This window comes from Azohydromonas sediminis, from assembly GCF_003574675.1.
Lineage (GTDB): Bacteria > Pseudomonadota > Gammaproteobacteria > Burkholderiales > Burkholderiaceae_C > Calidifontimicrobium > Calidifontimicrobium sediminis.
This window is the reverse complement of sequence record NZ_QOAZ01000048.1, coordinates 1-16,134: the sequence shown is the minus strand read 5'-3', so window position 1 is coordinate 16,134 and position 16,134 is coordinate 1. Positions and strand designations below refer to the sequence as shown.

Below are 16,134 nucleotides of genomic sequence, written 5' to 3'. Positions count from 1 at the left end.
CGCCGCACCCTCGTCCCAGCGCACGTGCATGCGCCCGCCCAGCGTGTCCACCACCTGCGGCGCGCCGGCCGCCACTTCGGCCGCCAGGGCCACCTCGCGCATGCGTTGTTTGCTCTCACCCATCGGGTGAGTGTGCCAAGACCCGTCAAAGCCGCGCCAGTGCTCGCTTAGCGCGCGATGACGGACGGTGAACTGCTGGATTCAGGCTGAACTATTGGGATACTGGTTCCGGATTCGGTGTCTACAACCAGCTTGAAGGCACCAGTGTGGGATCCCCCAATCATTCGATGGACAACAGCACCAGCGTTGGCGCCATCGACATGATGCTGCTGAGCTTCACCAGCGCCGAGATTCTCAAGAGCGTCACGATCGGCTGGTCGGGGTCAGACGGTGACTTCCAGGTGCTGGCCTACACCGGCAGCACGCCGTTCTCGACCAGCTCGATTGTCGGCAAGACGGCCGCCCAGATGTTGACGGGTGGCTGGTCGCTCGTGACGACGGTCAACGGCGCTGGCAACATCTCGACGCCCGATGTGAATTACGCGGTCAACGCGGGCAACGTGTCGTCGAGCTACTGGCTGATCAGCGCATTCAACAGCGCCTTCGGAGGGTCGGGCGCGAGCACGGGCGTAGATGCCATCAAGGTGCTGGCCGTCACGACGCAAGGTTCTACGAACGTGCCACTGCCCAACACGCTGGCTCTGGCCGGGCTCGGCCTGTTCGCCATCGCACGCATGCGCCGCCGTCAATCGGTCTGAGGTGCAGCGGCGCGTCCGCCACCGAGACTCGAATCGACAGCCCGACCCCGGTCGGGCTGTTTCGTTTCTTGCCGAGCCTTCGCCAACCCGCTGCCGCCGGATCGCCCTCGCGCGAGTCGGCGGCCGTACCGGCGATGACCGTCCGGCAGGCTGACGGACCGCCTCGGGCGGCGACTTGCACCCGCCACCTACAATCGAACCCATGATTTCCCCCATCCCCGAGCTGGTGGCCGAGCTGGCCGCTGGCCGCATGGTGATCCTCGTCGACGAGGAGGACCGTGAGAACGAAGGCGACCTGGTGCTGGCCGCCGATCACGTGACGCCCGAGGCGATCAACTTCATGGCCCGCTTCGGCCGCGGGCTGATTTGCCTGACGCTCACGCGCGAGCACTGCCAGCGCCTGCAGCTGCCACCGATGGCCGCGCGCAACGGCACCAAGCACGGCACGGCGTTCACCGTCTCGATCGAGGCCGCCGAGGGCGTGACCACCGGGATCTCGGCCGCCGATCGCGCGCACACGATCAAGACCGCGGTGGCGCGCGACGCCAAGCCGAGCGACCTCGTGCAGCCCGGCCACGTGTTCCCGCTGCAGGCGCAAGATGGCGGCGTGCTGATGCGTGCCGGCCACACCGAGGCCGGCTGCGACCTCGCCGCGATGGCCGGCTGCACGCCCGCGGCCGTGATCTGCGAGATCATGAAGGACGACGGCACGATGGCCCGGCTGGATGACCTCGTCGTCTTCGCGCGCGAGCACGGGCTGAAGATCGGCACCATCGCCGACCTGATCGCGTTTCGCAGCCACAACGAGTCGCTGATCGAACGCATGGGCCGCCGCGTGCTCGTTACGCCGTGGGGGCCGTTCGACTGCACCGTCTTCAAGGACCGCACCGGCGGCGTGCACCTGGCGTTGGCCATCGGCCAGTGGAGCGGCGCCGACGAGGTGCTCGTGCGCGTGCACGAGCCGCTGTCGCTGATGGACGTGCTCGATGCCGGCAGCAGCCCGCACTCGTGGCCGCTGCCCGAGGCGCTGCGCGCGCTGCAGGCCGAAGGCCGCGGCGTCGCGGTGCTGCTCAACGCCGGCGACGACGCCGATGCGCTGCTCGCGCGCGCGCTGCCGGCCAGCGCCGCGCCGGCGCCGCGCGGGCAGATGGACCTGCGCACCTACGGTGTGGGCGCGCAGATCCTGCGCCAGCTGGGCATCACGCGCATGAGGCTGCTGGGCCACCCGCGCCGCATGCCGAGCATGACCGGCTACGGGCTCGAGGTGACCGGCTTCGTCGCCGGCCCCGCGGCCGCACTGCAGCGGGCCGCGGCATGAAGCACGCCGACCAGGGCCGCGCCGCGCGGCTCGACGGCTCGCGGCTGCGCGTGGGCGTCGTGCGCGCGCGCTTCAACGACGCCCTCACGACGAAGCTGCTCGACGCGTGCCGCGCCGAGCTCGCAGCGCTGGGCGTGGCGGCCGACAACACCCGCGTCGTCGAGGTGCCCGGCGCGCTCGAGGTGCCCGTCGCGCTGCAGGCGCTGGCCGAGCGCGACGAGTTCGACGCGCTCGTCGCTCTGGGCTGCGTGATCCGCGGCGAGACCTACCACTTCGAGCTGGTGGCCAACGAGAGCGGCGCCGGCGTCACGCGTGTCGCGCTCGACCACGGCGTGCCGGTGGCCAACGCCATCCTCACCGTCGAGGACGAGGCCCAGGCCTGGGCGCGCGCCGAGGACAAGGGCCGCGACGCCGCGCGCGTGGCCGTCGAGATGGCGCTGCTGCTGGACGACCTGCGATGACCACCGAGCCCACCCCCACGCCGCCGCCGCGCAGCGGCCGCCGCGCCAACCCGCGCCACGCGCGCCGGCGCGCGCGCGAGTTCGCGCTGCAGGGCCTGTACGAGTGGCTCGTCGGCAAGGCCGACGCCGGCGCGATCGACGCCCATGTGCGCGAGCAGGACGGCTTCGCGCACTGCGACCGCGTGCACTTCGACGCGCTGCTGCACGGCTGTATCGAGCAGGCGGCCGACCTCGACGCGCAGCTCGCGCGCCACGTCGACCGCAAGACGAGCGAGCTCAGCCCGGTGGAACACGCGGCGCTGCTGATCGGCACCTACGAGCTCAAGCACTGCCTCGACGTGCCGTACAAGGTCGCGATCAACGAGGCGGTCGAGCTGGCCAAGACCTTCGGCGGCACCGACGGCCACAAGTACGTCAACGGCGTGCTCGACAAGGTGGCCGCGGACCTGCGCCCGGCCGAGGTGCAGGCCACCCGCGCGGCCGCGCGCGGCGGCTGAGGCGCCTCACCACGGGCGTCGCGCCCGCGTGCGCCGGCCGGCGCCGACGCCCGGCAGCGCGCACCGTGCGCTGCGACCGGCCCCGGGCCTGCGGCAGCGCAGGCCCTGCGCGCCGCGAGATGCGCACAGACACCGCCGCGATGCGTTTGTTACCCGCCCTTACCGGCTGCTGAAGCCTGGCAACACGGCCAACGCCTAGCATCTCCGTCACTGCATCACCTGTCGTTGGGAGTCTGACAAGGGCAAAACCCGCGAAAGCGGGCGACGCAAAGTCATCGGTCTAAAGGGCCCCGTGCCCCAGGACGGCTGGACTGCCAGATTCATCGGCGCCGAACCGCAGCCGGCTTCGGCGCCGCGTGCACCCGGTGCACCGCGGCCGACGCGTCTCGGCCCGCGGCCCGCATCGCGCTGCCGCCGGATCTTGCACCGACCGACCCGGGGCCAGAGCCCGCACAAGGTTCTGGAGTCGATCCGTGCACAGCCATCCAAGAAAGCCTGCCGCCGCGGGCCACGTCCGCAGGCCGTCCGCCTCACACCGCGCCGCGTCGCGGCTCGCCGCCACGGCGCTGGCCGCCGGCCTGCTCGCCGCGGCGGCCGGCGCGCAGGCTGCGCCGCCGCAGCGCTCGGCCGAAGGCCCGTGGGCCAAGGCGCGCCTGCTGGTCGTGGCCAAGCCGGGCCTGCCCGACAGCGAGGTCGACAAGGCCGTCAAGGGCGAAGGCGGCAAGGGCAAGCGCCTGGGCAACAGCCGCATCTTCGTCGTCGACCTGCCGCCGCAGGCGTCGGAGACCGCCGTGCGCGCGCGGCTGAAGAACCACCCGCACTTCGAATCGGTCGAGCTCGACCAGCTCGTCTCGGCCAGCTACACGCCGAACGACCCCTACCTCGGCAGCCAGTGGCACCTGCCGAAGATCGACGCCGCCGGCGCCTGGCAGTACACGCGCGGTGCGGGCGTCACGATCGCGATCCTCGACTCGGGCGTCGACGCCAGCCACCCCGACCTGCAGGCGCGCCTCGTGCCGGGGTGGAACTTCTACGACAACAACGCCAACACCGCCGACGTGCACGGCCACGGCACCGCGGTGGCGGGCGCCGCGGCCGCGTCGACCAACAACGCCGCCGGCGTAGCCGCCATCGCGGGCGAGGCGAGGATCATGCCGGTGCGCATCGCCGACGCAAACGCCTACGCCTACTGGAGCACGGTGGCGCAGGGCGTGACGTGGGCCGCCGACAACGGCGCGCGCGTCATCAACATCAGCTACGTCGGTGTGGCCGGCAGCAGCACGGTGCGCAGCGCCGCGCAGTACGCCAAGGACCGCGGCGGGCTGGTCGTCGTGTGCGCCGGCAACAACGGCAAGGACGAGGGCATCTCGCCGACGACGACGATGATCCCCGTGTCGGCCACCGACGGCAGCGACAACAAGACGAGCTGGTCGAGCTGGGGCAGCTTCGTGGCGATGTCGGCGCCGGGTGCCGACATCTGGACCACCTCGCGCGGCGGGAGCTACCAGCCGTGGAGCGGCACGTCGCTGGCGAGCCCGATCACGGCCGGCGTCGTGGCCGCGATGATGTCGGCCAACCCCAGCCTCAAGCCGGCCGACGTTGAGGGCCTGCTGTTCGGCACCGCCGTCGACCTCGGCGCCGCCGGCCGCGACCCGTATTACGGCTACGGCCGCGTTAACGCGGCAGCGGCCGTCGCCGCGGCGGCGCAGGCCATCACGGTGGCCAAGGCGGCCGACACGCAGGCGCCGAGCGTCGGCATCGCGTCGCCGGCCGCGTCGTCGACCGTCAGCGGTGTGGCCACCGTCGACGTGACGGCCAGCGACAACGTCGGCGTCAGCAAGGTCGAGCTGTGGGTCAACGGCAGCCTGCTGGCCACCGACACGTCGGCACCCTACAGCTTCAGCTGGGACACCACCCGCGTGGCCAACGGCGCGGCGTCGCTGCAGGCGCGGGCGTTCGATGCGGCGGGCAATGCAGCCACATCGTCGAGCGTCGCCGTCAACGTCGCGAACACCGCGGCGGCCGACACGACACCGCCGGTCGTTGCGCTGACGAACCCGGCCGCGGGTACGAAAGTGTCGGGCACCGTCAGGATCACCGCCAGCGGCTCCGACGACAGCGGCGTCGCGGGGCTGACGATGTCGCTGTTCATCAACGGCACGCGCGTGGCCACGACGACCGGCAGCGGCTCGCTGAGCTACAGCTGGAACACGCGCAAGATCGCCGCTGGCACCTACACCCTGCGCGTCGAAGCAAAAGACGCCGCGGGCAACACGTCGTCGACGACGTCCACCGTCTACCGCTGAGCACTTCAAAGCCCGAGGGGAAGGCGCGGCCGACGTTTGTCGCCACGCGCCTTGCTTTGGCCAGAAAACAAGGGGGCTCGCAGCGAGCCCCCTTGAACTGATCCAGCGCCGAAATTCAGTTCGAACGGCGGCGGCGCTTCGTCAACGCTGCCGCCAGAAGTCCCAGCCCGACAAGAGCGATCGAGCCGGGCTCCGGAATACCACCGCCACCGCCACCGCCACCGCCACCGCCACCGCCTTTGCCAGACTCCGCGTCGTGCGAGAACGGGGCAAAGTCGTTGACGTCGATGTCACCAGAAACACATGAGTTCCCGTTGTTCCCGTTCGTGCTGCAGGCCGCGACCGTCGAGTTGTACAGGTCGAAGTGGATGGCGTAGTCCTGGCTCAAGTTGATGACGTTGACCTCGAAGGCGGCGTAATACATCCCGGTGCCTGTTTCGAACGGCAGTGCCGGAGAGTCTTGAACGTTGAGTGGCTTGTATTGCTTGGTCGAATCGAACTTGAACTCAATCTGCTTGAAGTAGGTTTCGTAGATCCCGTGCCCCGACAAGTCGCCTGGATCCGACAGCTGCGTCACAACCGTCTCCAGCGGCGGCGTGCCGTAGACCATGTCCGAGGTGACGTTGATCGTCGTGCCCGCGAACGTGAACGAACCCAACGAAGCTGGCGACGGCACCCGGGGCGCGACGGCGGCCGCGATGTAATAGGTGTCCGCAAGCAACGCGCCATTGCCAGGTGTCAGGAACGCGTACAACATGAACGAGTTCGACGTCGCCACCGACGTTTGCGTCGAATCGTCGTAAGTGGCCCCTGCAATCCCAACCTGAAGGGTCGGAATCGCCATCACGGCAGCGCCGCTCAACGCGAACGCGCTCGCGAACACCAATTTGCCTGCGCTCTTGAGCATCTCGACTCCTCGAATCCTGATGCGGCGTAGACCCAGCAAACTTCAGGCCAACATACCCCGTTGGGACGCTTGCCCTCGAAGAATCAAGCACTTGCGAAGCTTGAAGCCGGCGCAAGCAGCCGGCCTGAAGGCAAGGCCGTTACAGATTGTCAAGATCGTCGACTCGGGGGCGGCAAGGGCGGCTCCAAAGCCCAACGCTTAATTTCGCACCACGGCTCGTGCAACAGCCCGCGATACATGCCGGGCGAACCCATGCAGCCGAAACAGCCGCTCCCGAGGTCACGCCGTCACGCCCCACGGGCCAGCCGCGATCCCGCGCGCAGGCGCGAGCGCGCAAAACTGCGCGTTTTCGAGCCCGCCACCCATTCGCGGGGATGACGCACGCGGACCCGTCCTGCACGATGCGTTCGCGTCAAGTGTCAAGTGCACCGACACCCTGCGGGGTGACCCCGGTCGGCCAGCGCGGTCCGAAGGGCCGCCGCACGACCCCCGCCAACCGAGCCGTCGATGATCCGCATCTTCAACCACTACCTGCACCGCCGCACGCTGCTGCAGGTGATGATCGACCTCGGGCTGATCGTGGCGCTGGTGCTGGCGCTGAGCCTGGGGCCGCTGGGCGATGCCGGCCAGGGCATCGCGCTGCCGCTGCTGGCGGCGCTGGTGCTGGCCGCGTGCGTGTTCGTGATCAACTCGGCCACCGGCTTCTACGAGTACGCGCACAACCGCACGCTGCTGCAGTCGCTCGCACGTGCGACGGCGGGCATCGTCGTCGGCCTGCCGCTGGCGTGGCTGATCTTCGGGCTGCTGCCGGCGGCGGTGCCCGGCCGCGAGCTGATGCAGCTCGCCGCGATGGGCGGGGTGGCCGCCGTATTCGGCCAGCGCGTGTTCTTCGCGCACTCGAAGGCGCAGTCGCTGATCCGCACGCGCATCCTGATCTACGGCGCCGGCCCCGCGGCGCAGCTGGTCGCGCAGACGCTGACGCAGTCGGACCCGCACGCCGAGATCGTCGGCTTCGTCGTCGGCCCGAACGAGACCGAGATCGCGGTGTCGTCGCACGAGATCCTGAAGTCCGACCGGCCGCTGTCGGACCTGGCGCGTGACCTGCGCGTCGACGAGATCGTCGTCGCGCTGTCGGAGCGCCGCGGCGGCAGCATGCCGCTGCGCCAGCTGCTCGACTGCAAGCTGTCGGGCGTGCGCGTACTCGACATCTCGTCGCACTTCGAGAAGTCGCTGGCGCAGATCCGCATCGACCACGTGCATGCCGGTGCGCTGATCTTCGGCGAGGGTTTCAACCAGGGCTGGCTGCGCACCGTCGTCAAGCGCGTGTTCGACGTCGTGTGCGCGCTGGTGCTGCTGTCGCTGGCGCTGCCGGTGATGGTCGTCACCGCGATCGCGATCAAGCTCGAGTCGCGCGGGCCGGTGTTCTACCGCCAGGTGCGCGTGGGCTACAACGGCAAGCCGTTCGAGGTCGTCAAGTTCCGCAGCATGCGCAGCGACGCCGAGGGCGACGGCAAGCCGCGCTGGGCCAAGGCCAACGACGACCGCGTCACGCGCGTCGGCCGGCTGATCCGCAAGCTGCGCATCGACGAGCTGCCGCAGCTGATCAACGTGCTGCGCGGCGAGATGAGCCTCGTGGGCCCGCGCCCGGAGCGGCCCTACTTCGTCGAGCAGCTGACGCAGCAGGTGCCGTTCTACGCGGTGCGCCACAGCATGAAGCCCGGCGTCACCGGCTGGGCGCAGGTGCGCTACCACTACGGCGAGTCGGTCGAGGACGCCAAGCGCAAGCTCGAGTACGACCTGTACTACGTGAAGAACCACTCGCTGTTCCTCGACCTCGTCATCATCCTCGAGACGATCGCGGTGGTGCTGACGGCGCGCGGCTCGCGTTGACGCCGCCGCCGGTTCCGCTCGGGCGCTTCGGCGCGCTGGCGCCGTGCGGGTCGCCGCGGCGCCGGGCCTAGACTTTCGGCCATGGACACCGCCGCCACCGACCTGACCGGCTACGGCTTCGCCGTGGCGGCGCTGCTGTACGCGGCGTTCGGCGCCCATCTGGCCTTTACGGGGCTGCTGAAGAAGTCGCAGCCGGCGGCGCCGTGGACGTTCCTCGGCGCCGTCGCCGCCACGGCGCTGTGGGGCGTCGTCGGCGCGGTCGAGATGTGGGTCACCGGCGACGCGACGGCGCCATCGATCGTCGGCGCCGACCTGGCGCGGCACGCGCTGTGGCTCGGCTTCCTGCTCGGGCTGCTGCACCCGGGCACGGGCGCGCGGCCGGCGTGGCGCGAGTTCGGCGTGCTCGGCGTGGCGGCCGCGGCGCTGATCGTCGCCACCGGTGCGCTGATCGCTCTCGATGCGGCGCGCGCGCTGCACCCCACCTGGCGCCTGCGCGTCGAGCCGCTGCTGCTGCTGGGCATCGCGGTGCTCGGCCTGATCCTCGTCGAGCAGCTGTTCCGCAACCTGCCCGAGGACTCGCGCTGGAGCGCCAAGCCGCTGTGCCTGGGGCTGGGGCTGGTGTTCGTCTACGACATCTACCTGTACTCGCAGGCGGTGCTGTTCGCGCACCTGGACGGCGACGCGCTCGCGGTGCGCGGCGTCGTGCACGCGCTGGCGGTGCCGCTGCTGTTCGTCGCGTCGAAGCGCCACGCGAACTGGATCGCCAAGCTGCGCGTCTCGCGCGCGGCGGCGTTCCACTCGGCGACGCTGCTGCTGGCCGGCGCGTACCTGCTGTTCATGTCGGCGATCGGCTACTACGTGCGCTACACCGGCGGCGAGTGGGGCCGTGCGCTGCAGATCGCGCTGCTCGTCGCGGCGCTGGCCGCGCTGGCAGTGCTCGCAGTGTCGGGCACGGTGCGTGCGAAGCTGCGCGTGTTCCTCGGCAAGCACCTGTTCCACTACCGCTACGACTACCGCAAGGAGTGGCTGCAGTTCACGTCGCGGCTGACGGCAACCCACTCGCCGCAGGAGTTGGGCACGTCGGTGACGCACGGGCTGGCCGACCTCGTCGAGAGCCCGGCCGGCGCGCTGTGGCTCAAGAGCGCCGACGGCCGCGCCTTCGTGCAGGCCGCAGGCTGGAACATGCCGCCCAGCGCCGCGCGCGAGCCGGCCGACTCGCCGTTCGCCGCGTTCCTGCTCGAGCGCGGCTGGATCGTCGACCTCGACGAGTGCCGCGAGCGGCCGGCGCGCTACGACGGCCTCGTCGTGCCCGACAGCGTGCGCAGTGCGCCGCAGGCGTGGCTCGTCGTGCCGCTGATCGTCGCCGACGCGCTGATCGGCTGGGTCGTGCTCGCGCGAGCGCGCACGCCGCTCGAGCTCGACTGGGAAGTCACCGACCTGCTGAAGACCGCAGCGCGCCAGGCCGCGGCATTCCTCGCGCAGATGCAGGCCACCGAGGCGCTGCTCGAGGCGCGCAAGTTCGACGCGTTCAACCGCATGTCGGCGTTCGTCGTGCACGACCTGAAGAACATCGTGACACAACTCTCGCTGCTGCTGAAGAACGCGCAGCGCCACCGCGACAACCCCGAGTTCCAGCAGGATATGCTGGCCACGGTCGAGAACTCGCTCGACAAGATGCGCCAGCTGATGCTGCAGCTGCGCGAGGGCCAGGCGCCCGCGGCCGGCCGCCCGAGCGGCGTGGACCTGGTGCCGATCGCGCAGCGGCTGGCGGCGATGGCGCGCGAACGCGGCCGCGAGGTGGAGGTGATGGTGATCGACCGCGTGATGACCCGCGGCCACGAGGAGCGCGTCGAGCGGGTGCTCGGCCACCTGGTGCACAACGCGCTCGACGCGACGCAGCCCGACCAGCGCGTGTGGCTCAAGCTCGAGCGCGCCAGCGGCCAGGCGCGCATCGAGGTCGGCGACACCGGCTGCGGGATGTCGCAGGAGTTCGTCAACACCCGCCTGTTCAAGCCGTTCAGCACGACGAAGAAGACCGGCATGGGCATCGGCACGTTCGAGAGCTTCCAGTACGTGCAGGAACTGGGCGGCAAGATCGAGGTCGACAGCCGCGAAGGTGCCGGCACCGTCGTCACGCTGCTGATGCCGCTGTTCGACGCCGGCACCGAGGACCGCCCGCTGGCCCTGCAGGCCTGACCCCCCGCCCCCGATGAGCGCCACCAAGCCCCCTCCGCTGCTGATCGTCGAAGACGACCTCGCGCTGCAGAAGCAGATCAAGTGGTCGCTCGACGGCTGGGAGTCGGTGACCGCGCACGACCGCGACAGTGCGCTGGTGGCGATGCGCCGCCACAACCCGGCGGTCGTCACGATGGACCTCGGGCTGCCGCCCGACCCCGACTCGACGTCGGAGGGCTTCAAGCTGCTCGAGCAGCTGCTCGACGCGGACCCCAACGTCAAGGTCATCGTGCTGACCGGCCAGAACGACCAGGCCAACGCACTGAAGGCCATTGCGCTGGGCGCCTACGACTTCTTCTCCAAGCCGTTCGAGCCCGAGCTGCTGAACCTGACGATCGCGCGCGCGTACCGCGTGTGGGAGCTGCAGACCGAGAACCAGCGCCTGCAGCAGATGCACCAGCCCGACGCGCTCGCGGGCCTCATCACGCGCGATGCGGCGATGCTCAAGATCGCGCGCACGATCGAGAAGGTCGCGCCCAGCGACGCCACCGTGATGCTGCTCGGCGAGTCCGGCACCGGCAAGGAGGTGCTCGCGCAGGGGCTGCACCAGGCGAGCAGGCGCAAGGGCAAGTTCGTCGCGATCAACTGCGCGGCGATCCCCGAGAACCTGCTCGAGAGCGAGCTGTTCGGCTACGAGAAGGGCGCCTTCACCGGCGCGGCGAAGACGACGCCGGGCAAGATCGAGACCGCGCACGGCGGCACGCTGTTCCTCGACGAGATCGGCGACCTGCCGGCGGCGCTGCAGTCCAAGCTGCTGCGCTTCCTGCAGGAGCGCAAGGTCGAGCGGCTCGGCGCGCGGCAGGAGATCCCGATCGACGTGCGCGTCGTCTGCGCGACGCACCAGGACCTGCAGCAGCAGATCCGCGACGGGCGCTTCCGCGAGGACCTGTACTACCGGCTCGCCGAGATCGTCGTGCAGATCCCGCCGCTGCGCGAGCGCCAGGGCGACGCGGTGCTGCTCGCGCACGCGTTCCTGCGCCGCTTCGCGCAGGAGCAGCGCAGGAGCCTCAGCTTCACCGACGAGGCGCTGACCGCGATCGACCGCCACCCGTGGCCCGGCAACGTGCGCCAGCTGCTCAACGTCGTCAAGCGCGCGGCGATCATGGCCGAGAGCAACCGCGTCGGCTGCGACGACCTCGGGCTGCCGGTGCCGGCCCCCGCCGACCCCGCCGCGGCCGACGCCGACACGCTGGACCTGCGCACGGTGCGCGAGCGCGCCGAGCGCGCCGCCGTCGTCGCCGCGCTGGCGCGCACCAACGACAACATCGCCAAGGCAGCCGAGCTGCTCGGCGTCAGCCGCCCGACGCTGTACGACCTGCTCAACCGGCTGGCGATCAAGACCTAGCCGCCGCCGCACCGACACCCGAACGGACCCACCCGATGCGCACGCCCCGCCCCCTCATCGCCGCCCTTGCGGCCGCCGCGCTGCTTGCCGCCTGCGGCGACTCGAAGGACCCGCAGGCCCTCGTCGCGTCGGCGCGCGAGTACCTCGCGAAGAACGACCATGCCGCCGCGATCATCCAGCTGAAGAACGCACTGCAGGCCGACGTCAACTCGGCCGAGGCGCGCTTCCTGCTGGGCCGCGCGCTGCTGGCCAGCGGCGACGCCGCCGGCGCCGCCGTCGAGCTGCGCAAGGCGCGCGAGCTCAAGCACCCCGACAACGAGGTCGTGCCGCTGCTGGCGCGCGCGATGCTCGCGCAAGGCCAGTTCAAGCCGCTGAACGACCAGTTCGACGACGTGCGCCTCGACGACCCGAAGGCGCAGGCCGACCTGAAGGTCACGCTGGCCAACGCCTACGTCGCGCGCGGTCTGCCCGAGCAGGTCGACGCCGCGGTCAAGGCCGCGCTCGCGGCGCAGCCCGACCATCCCGGCGCGCGCGTGCTGCAGGCGCGGCTGCTGGCCGGCCAGCGCGACGTCGACGGCGCGATGAAGATCGTCGACGAAGTCATCGCGCAGTTCCCGCAGGACGACGGCGCGTGGAAGTTCAAGGCCGACTTGCTGCTGGCCGCACGCAACGACCGCGACGGCGCACTCGACGCGTACCGCAAGGCCGCCGGCTTCAACCCGCGCAACCTCGACGCGCACGCCGGCGCGCTGGCGATCCTGTTCACGCGCAACGACGCGGCGCAGGTCAAGCCGCAGCTCGAGCAGCTGCGCAAGGTCTACCCGAAGCACCCGCAGACGCAGTACTTCGACGCCCAGCTCGCGTTCCTCGAGCGCGACTTCAAGAAGGCGCGCGAGACGGTGCTCGCGCTGGTCAAGGTCACGCCCGACAACGTGCGCGTGCTGCAGCTGGCCGGCGCCGTCGAGCTGCAGGCCGGCTCGCCGCTGCAGGCCGAGACCTACCTCGCGCGCGCGCTGCAGCTCGCCCCGAACCTGCCGCTGGCGCGGCGGCTGCTGACGCAGGCCTACCTGCGCAGCGGCCAGGCCGACAAGGCGCTCGAGACGATCGATCCCGCGCTGAAGGCGCCCGGCGCCGATGCGGTCACGTTCGCGCTCGCCGCCGAGGCCCACCTGCTGGCGGGCAACGTCAAGGAGGCCACCGACTACTTCGGCCGCGCCGCGAAGCTGAACCCGGCCGACATCCGCAGCCGCTCGGCGGTCGCGCTGGCCGACATCTCGCGCGGCAACGTGGCCGACGGCTTCGAGCAGCTCGAGGCGCTGGCTGCCGAGGACAAGACCGGCACCATCGCCGACATGGCGCTGATCAGCGCGCACCTGATGCGCCGCGAGTTCGATGCCGCGCTCAAGGCCATCGCCGGCCTCGAGAAGAAGCAGCCCGACAAGCCGATGGCGCACAACCTGCGCGGGCGCGTCCAGCTTGCGCAGAAGAACACCGACGCGGCGCGGGCGAGCTTCGAGCAGGCCCTGAAGCTCGACCCGGTGTACTTCCCGGCCGCCGCCGCGCTGGCCGCGCTCGACCTGGCCGACAAGAAGACCGACGCCGCGCGCGCGCGCTTCCAGGGCATCCTCGCGAAAGATCCGAAAAACGTGCCCGCGCTGCTCGCGCTGGCCGAACTCAGCGCGCGCACCGGCGGCAGCAAGGACGAGGTCGGCAAGCTGCTCGCCGACGCCGTCGCCGCCGCCCCCGACGCGGTGCGCCCGCGCCTGCTGCTGATCGAGCACCACCTGCGGAACAACGACACGCGCGCCGCGACGACCGTCGCGCAGGCCGGCGTCGCCGCGCAGCCCAACAGCCCCGAACTGCTCGACGCGCTGGGCCGCGTGCAGATGGCCGCCAACGACCACCAGCAGGCGCTGGCCACGTTCAACAAGCTCGCGAGCCTGCAGCCGCAGGCGGCGCAGCCGCACCTGCGCGTGGCCGGCGTGCAGCTGGCGATGAAGAACGAGGCCGCGGCGCGGCAGAGCCTGGAGCGTGCGCTGAGGATCACGCCGAACCTGGTAGCCGCGCAGCAGCAGCTGATCGCGCTGGACATGACGGCCAAGAAGCCCGAGGCGGCGCTGGCCACCGCGCGCACGGTGCAGAAGCAGCGCCCCGGCGAGGCGGTGGGCTTCGTCTTCGAGGGCGACATCCACGCCGCGCAGCGCAACTTCGACGCCGCCGCGATGGCGTACCGCACCGCGCTCGCGAAAGCGCCGAACCAGAGCGAGACCGCGGTCAAGCTGCACTCGTCGCTGCGCGCAGCGAACAAGACGGCCGAGGCCGAGCGCTTTTCGGCCGGCTGGATGAAGGACCACCCGAAGGACGCGCGCTTCCTGTTCCACCTCGGCGACCTGGCGCTGTTCCAGCGCGACTACGCCGGCGCCGAGGCGCGCTACCGCGCCACGCTCGAGATCAACCCCGACAACGCGATCGCGCTGAACAACGTCGCGTGGACGATGGCGCGGCAGGGCAAGCCCGGCGCGCTCGAGTACGCCGAGAAGGCCAACCGGCTGGCGCCGAACCAGCCGGTGTTCATGGACACGCTGGGCTACGTGCTGTCGGAAGCCGGCCAGCACGAGCGCGCGATCGAGGTGCAGCAAAAGGCCGTCGCCGCGCAGCCCGACACGCCGATGTACAAGCTGACGCTGGCCAACATCTACATCAAGGCCGGCCGCAAGGCCGACGCCGAGAAGACGCTCAACGAACTCGCCGCGCTGGGCGACAAGTTCAACGGCCAGGCCGAGGTGAGCCGGCTGCTCAAGTCGCTGAAGGAAAGCTGACGCGCGCGGCGCGGGCGCGGGGCGGCCGCCGGCCGCCCGCCTCAAGTCGGGGGCGACGGCGGCCGAAAACCCGACGGGCGGTTCGCACTCCGCCCGTCGCGTCACCGATGGCCCGCCCTGCCCACCCCTGCCCCACCCGGCACCCGTGCCGCGGTGCCGCCGCGCGATGAAGCGCACGCTGCGCTCGCGCTGGCGCCGCGCCGTGCACGACGGCGTGCGCCGCGCGCTCGGCTTCCTGCCGCGCGAGTCGCGCTTCGCGCTGTACCGCGCGCTGGTCGACTGCGACCCGCACCCCGACCCGCGCCTGTCGCTGCACATCGCCGAGACGCGCGACGACCTCGAGGCGTGCTTCGCGCTGCTGCACGACGCCTACGTCGCCAGCGGTTTCATGACACCGCACCCGTCTGGGCTGCGCGTGACGCCGTACCACGCGCTGCCGACGACGACGACGCTGTGCGCGAAGTTCGACGGCGAAGTGGTCGGCACGCTGTCGCTGATCCGCGAGGGGGTGTTCGGCTTCCCGCTGCAGTCGGCGTTCGACCTGTCAGCCGTGCGCGCGCGCGAGGGGCGCATCGCCGAGGTCTCGGCGCTGGCGGTGCACCCGGCGTTTCGCAAGACCGGTGGCGCGGTCCTGTTCCCGCTGATGAAGTTCATGTACGAGTACTGCACGCAGTATTTCGACACGCGCCACCTCGTCATTGCGGTGAACCCGAACAAGATCGAGCTGTACGAGTCGCTGCTGCTGTTCCAGCGGCTGACGCAGCACACCGTCGAGCACTACGACTTCGCCAACGGTGCACCCGCGGTGGGCGCGACGCTGGATCTGCAGCAGGCGCGGCTCGACTTCCAGACCGTCTACGGCCACAAGCGCGAGCGCAAGAACCTGCACCGCTACTTCGTCGAGACGCGCATGCCCCACATCGAGCTGCCGGCGCGCCCGTACCACACGACGAACGACCCGGTGATGACGCCGCAGCTGCTCGACCACTTCTTCAACCGGCGCACGCAGGTGTTCGATTCGCTCGACCTGCGCCGGCGGCTGCTGCTGCACTCGATCTACGACCTGCCCGAGTACCGCGACGTGCTGCCGGCGCTGCCGGCGCGCCGCCCCGCGGGGCTCGCGCTGCGGCGCCACCAGCGCTATTCGCTCAAGTGCCCCGGCCGCCTGCACCTGCACGGCTGGAGCGATGCCGGGCCGTTCGACATCGACGTCGTCGAGGTCTCGCTGTCGGGCTTCCAGGCCGTCGTGCCGCGGCCGCTGCCGCTCGACGTCTGGGGCACGGTGTCGATCGAGCTCGGCCTGGGCGTGCGCTCGACGCTGCAGGTGGCCGCCGTGCGCGGCGTGCGCCCCGGCGGCTCGTGCGTCTACGGGTTTCGCATCGACGAACCCGACGCCGCGTGGCGCGCCTGCGTGGCCGCGCTCGAGAGCGGACGCACGCACCGCGACCTGCGCGCTGCGGTGACCGACGTGCCGACCGAACCCGACGTGCGCATCGTGATGGCCTGAGAGCTTGTGAAGATTTGGGCAAACCCTGACAGCGGCGGGTGGGCGATGCCGTTTTTCAGGGCATGAGCACTCGATGCGAGGCGACTGACGT

11 protein-coding genes and 1 riboswitch are annotated in these 16,134 nt (G+C 70.8%); of the genes, 10 read left to right on the top strand and 1 reads right to left on the bottom strand.

Features of this window, described 5'->3' with window-relative positions; translation table 11 throughout:
- Positions 1 to 206 precede the first annotated feature (206 nt).
- From xdp1 to DRV96_RS16625, 5 genes are all read left to right on the top strand, one after another.
- Positions 207 to 758 (top strand): exosortase-dependent surface protein XDP1, encoded by a 552-nt coding sequence (gene xdp1, locus DRV96_RS16645; RefSeq protein WP_336470529.1) that lies wholly within the window; start codon positions 207 to 209, stop codon positions 756 to 758.
- Between the two features lie 202 nt (positions 759 to 960).
- The gene (gene ribBA / locus DRV96_RS16640) at positions 961 to 2,076 is read left to right on the top strand and encodes a bifunctional 3,4-dihydroxy-2-butanone-4-phosphate synthase/GTP cyclohydrolase II (protein ID WP_119293239.1); all 1,116 of its coding nucleotides are present in this window, start codon (positions 961 to 963) and stop codon (positions 2,074 to 2,076) included.
- On the top strand, positions 2,073 to 2,537 hold the full coding sequence (ribH, locus tag DRV96_RS16635; protein ID WP_119293237.1) for a 6,7-dimethyl-8-ribityllumazine synthase: 465 nt from the start codon (positions 2,073 to 2,075) through the stop codon (positions 2,535 to 2,537). The genes ribBA and ribH overlap by 4 nt, the downstream gene beginning before the upstream one ends.
- A complete protein-coding gene (nusB, locus tag DRV96_RS16630; protein WP_119293235.1) occupies positions 2,534 to 3,034 on the top strand; it encodes a transcription antitermination factor NusB in 501 nt (166 codons plus the stop codon). Before ribH ends, nusB begins: the two co-directional genes overlap by 4 nt.
- Before the next feature lie 231 nt (positions 3,035 to 3,265).
- A riboswitch (cyclic di-GMP riboswitch) is annotated at positions 3,266 to 3,353 on the top strand.
- A gap of 154 nt (positions 3,354 to 3,507) precedes the next feature.
- On the top strand, positions 3,508 to 5,340 hold the full coding sequence (locus DRV96_RS16625; protein ID WP_235823453.1) for a S8 family serine peptidase: 1,833 nt from the start codon (positions 3,508 to 3,510) through the stop codon (positions 5,338 to 5,340).
- A 115-nt stretch (positions 5,341 to 5,455) separates the two neighbouring features.
- On the opposite strand, the gene DRV96_RS16620 is transcribed toward DRV96_RS16625, so the two are convergent.
- Positions 5,456 to 6,247 (bottom strand): choice-of-anchor N protein, encoded by a 792-nt coding sequence (locus tag DRV96_RS16620; protein WP_119293233.1) that lies wholly within the window; start codon positions 6,245 to 6,247, stop codon positions 5,456 to 5,458.
- 507 nt (positions 6,248 to 6,754) lie between these two features.
- On the opposite strand from DRV96_RS16620, the gene DRV96_RS16615 reads away from it, so the two are divergent.
- From DRV96_RS16615 to DRV96_RS16595, 5 genes are all read left to right on the top strand, one after another.
- The gene (locus DRV96_RS16615; protein ID WP_119293230.1) at positions 6,755 to 8,137 is read left to right on the top strand and encodes a TIGR03013 family XrtA/PEP-CTERM system glycosyltransferase; all 1,383 of its coding nucleotides are present in this window, start codon (positions 6,755 to 6,757) and stop codon (positions 8,135 to 8,137) included.
- Positions 8,138 to 8,218: 81 nt separating this feature from the next.
- Positions 8,219 to 10,333: an XrtA/PEP-CTERM system histidine kinase PrsK gene (gene prsK / locus DRV96_RS16610; protein ID WP_119293228.1), complete on the top strand. Its 2,115-nt coding sequence runs from the start codon at positions 8,219 to 8,221 to the stop codon at positions 10,331 to 10,333.
- 13 nt (positions 10,334 to 10,346) lie between these two features.
- Positions 10,347 to 11,717 carry a PEP-CTERM-box response regulator transcription factor gene (gene prsR / locus DRV96_RS16605; RefSeq protein WP_119293226.1) on the top strand — a complete coding sequence of 457 codons (1,371 nt, stop codon included), beginning with the start codon at positions 10,347 to 10,349 and terminating at the stop codon, positions 11,715 to 11,717.
- Between the two features lie 35 nt (positions 11,718 to 11,752).
- The gene (gene prsT, locus DRV96_RS16600; protein ID WP_119293224.1) at positions 11,753 to 14,536 is read left to right on the top strand and encodes an XrtA/PEP-CTERM system TPR-repeat protein PrsT; all 2,784 of its coding nucleotides are present in this window, start codon (positions 11,753 to 11,755) and stop codon (positions 14,534 to 14,536) included.
- Between the two features lie 166 nt (positions 14,537 to 14,702).
- Positions 14,703 to 16,043: a GNAT family N-acetyltransferase gene (locus tag DRV96_RS16595; RefSeq protein WP_119293222.1), complete on the top strand. Its 1,341-nt coding sequence runs from the start codon at positions 14,703 to 14,705 to the stop codon at positions 16,041 to 16,043.
- The last annotated feature ends 91 nt before the right edge of the window (positions 16,044 to 16,134 follow it).

Bases quoted from the DNA above. Each gene is read 5' to 3' on its own strand.
- ribBA (WP_119293239.1), top strand. From the start codon at position 961: ATGATTTCCCCCATCCCCGAGCTGGTGGCCGAGCTGGCCGCTGGCCGC.
- ribH (WP_119293237.1), top strand. From the start codon at position 2,073: ATGAAGCACGCCGACCAGGGCCGCGCCGCGCGGCTCGACGGCTCGCGG.
- nusB (WP_119293235.1), top strand. From the start codon at position 2,534: ATGACCACCGAGCCCACCCCCACGCCGCCGCCGCGCAGCGGCCGCCGC.
- DRV96_RS16620 (WP_119293233.1), bottom strand. From the start codon at position 6,247: ATGCTCAAGAGCGCAGGCAAATTGGTGTTCGCGAGCGCGTTCGCGTTG.
- DRV96_RS16615 (WP_119293230.1), top strand. From the start codon at position 6,755: ATGATCCGCATCTTCAACCACTACCTGCACCGCCGCACGCTGCTGCAG.
- prsK (WP_119293228.1), top strand. From the start codon at position 8,219: ATGGACACCGCCGCCACCGACCTGACCGGCTACGGCTTCGCCGTGGCG.
- prsR (WP_119293226.1), top strand. From the start codon at position 10,347: ATGAGCGCCACCAAGCCCCCTCCGCTGCTGATCGTCGAAGACGACCTC.
- prsT (WP_119293224.1), top strand. From the start codon at position 11,753: ATGCGCACGCCCCGCCCCCTCATCGCCGCCCTTGCGGCCGCCGCGCTG.
- DRV96_RS16595 (WP_119293222.1), top strand. From the start codon at position 14,703: ATGAAGCGCACGCTGCGCTCGCGCTGGCGCCGCGCCGTGCACGACGGC.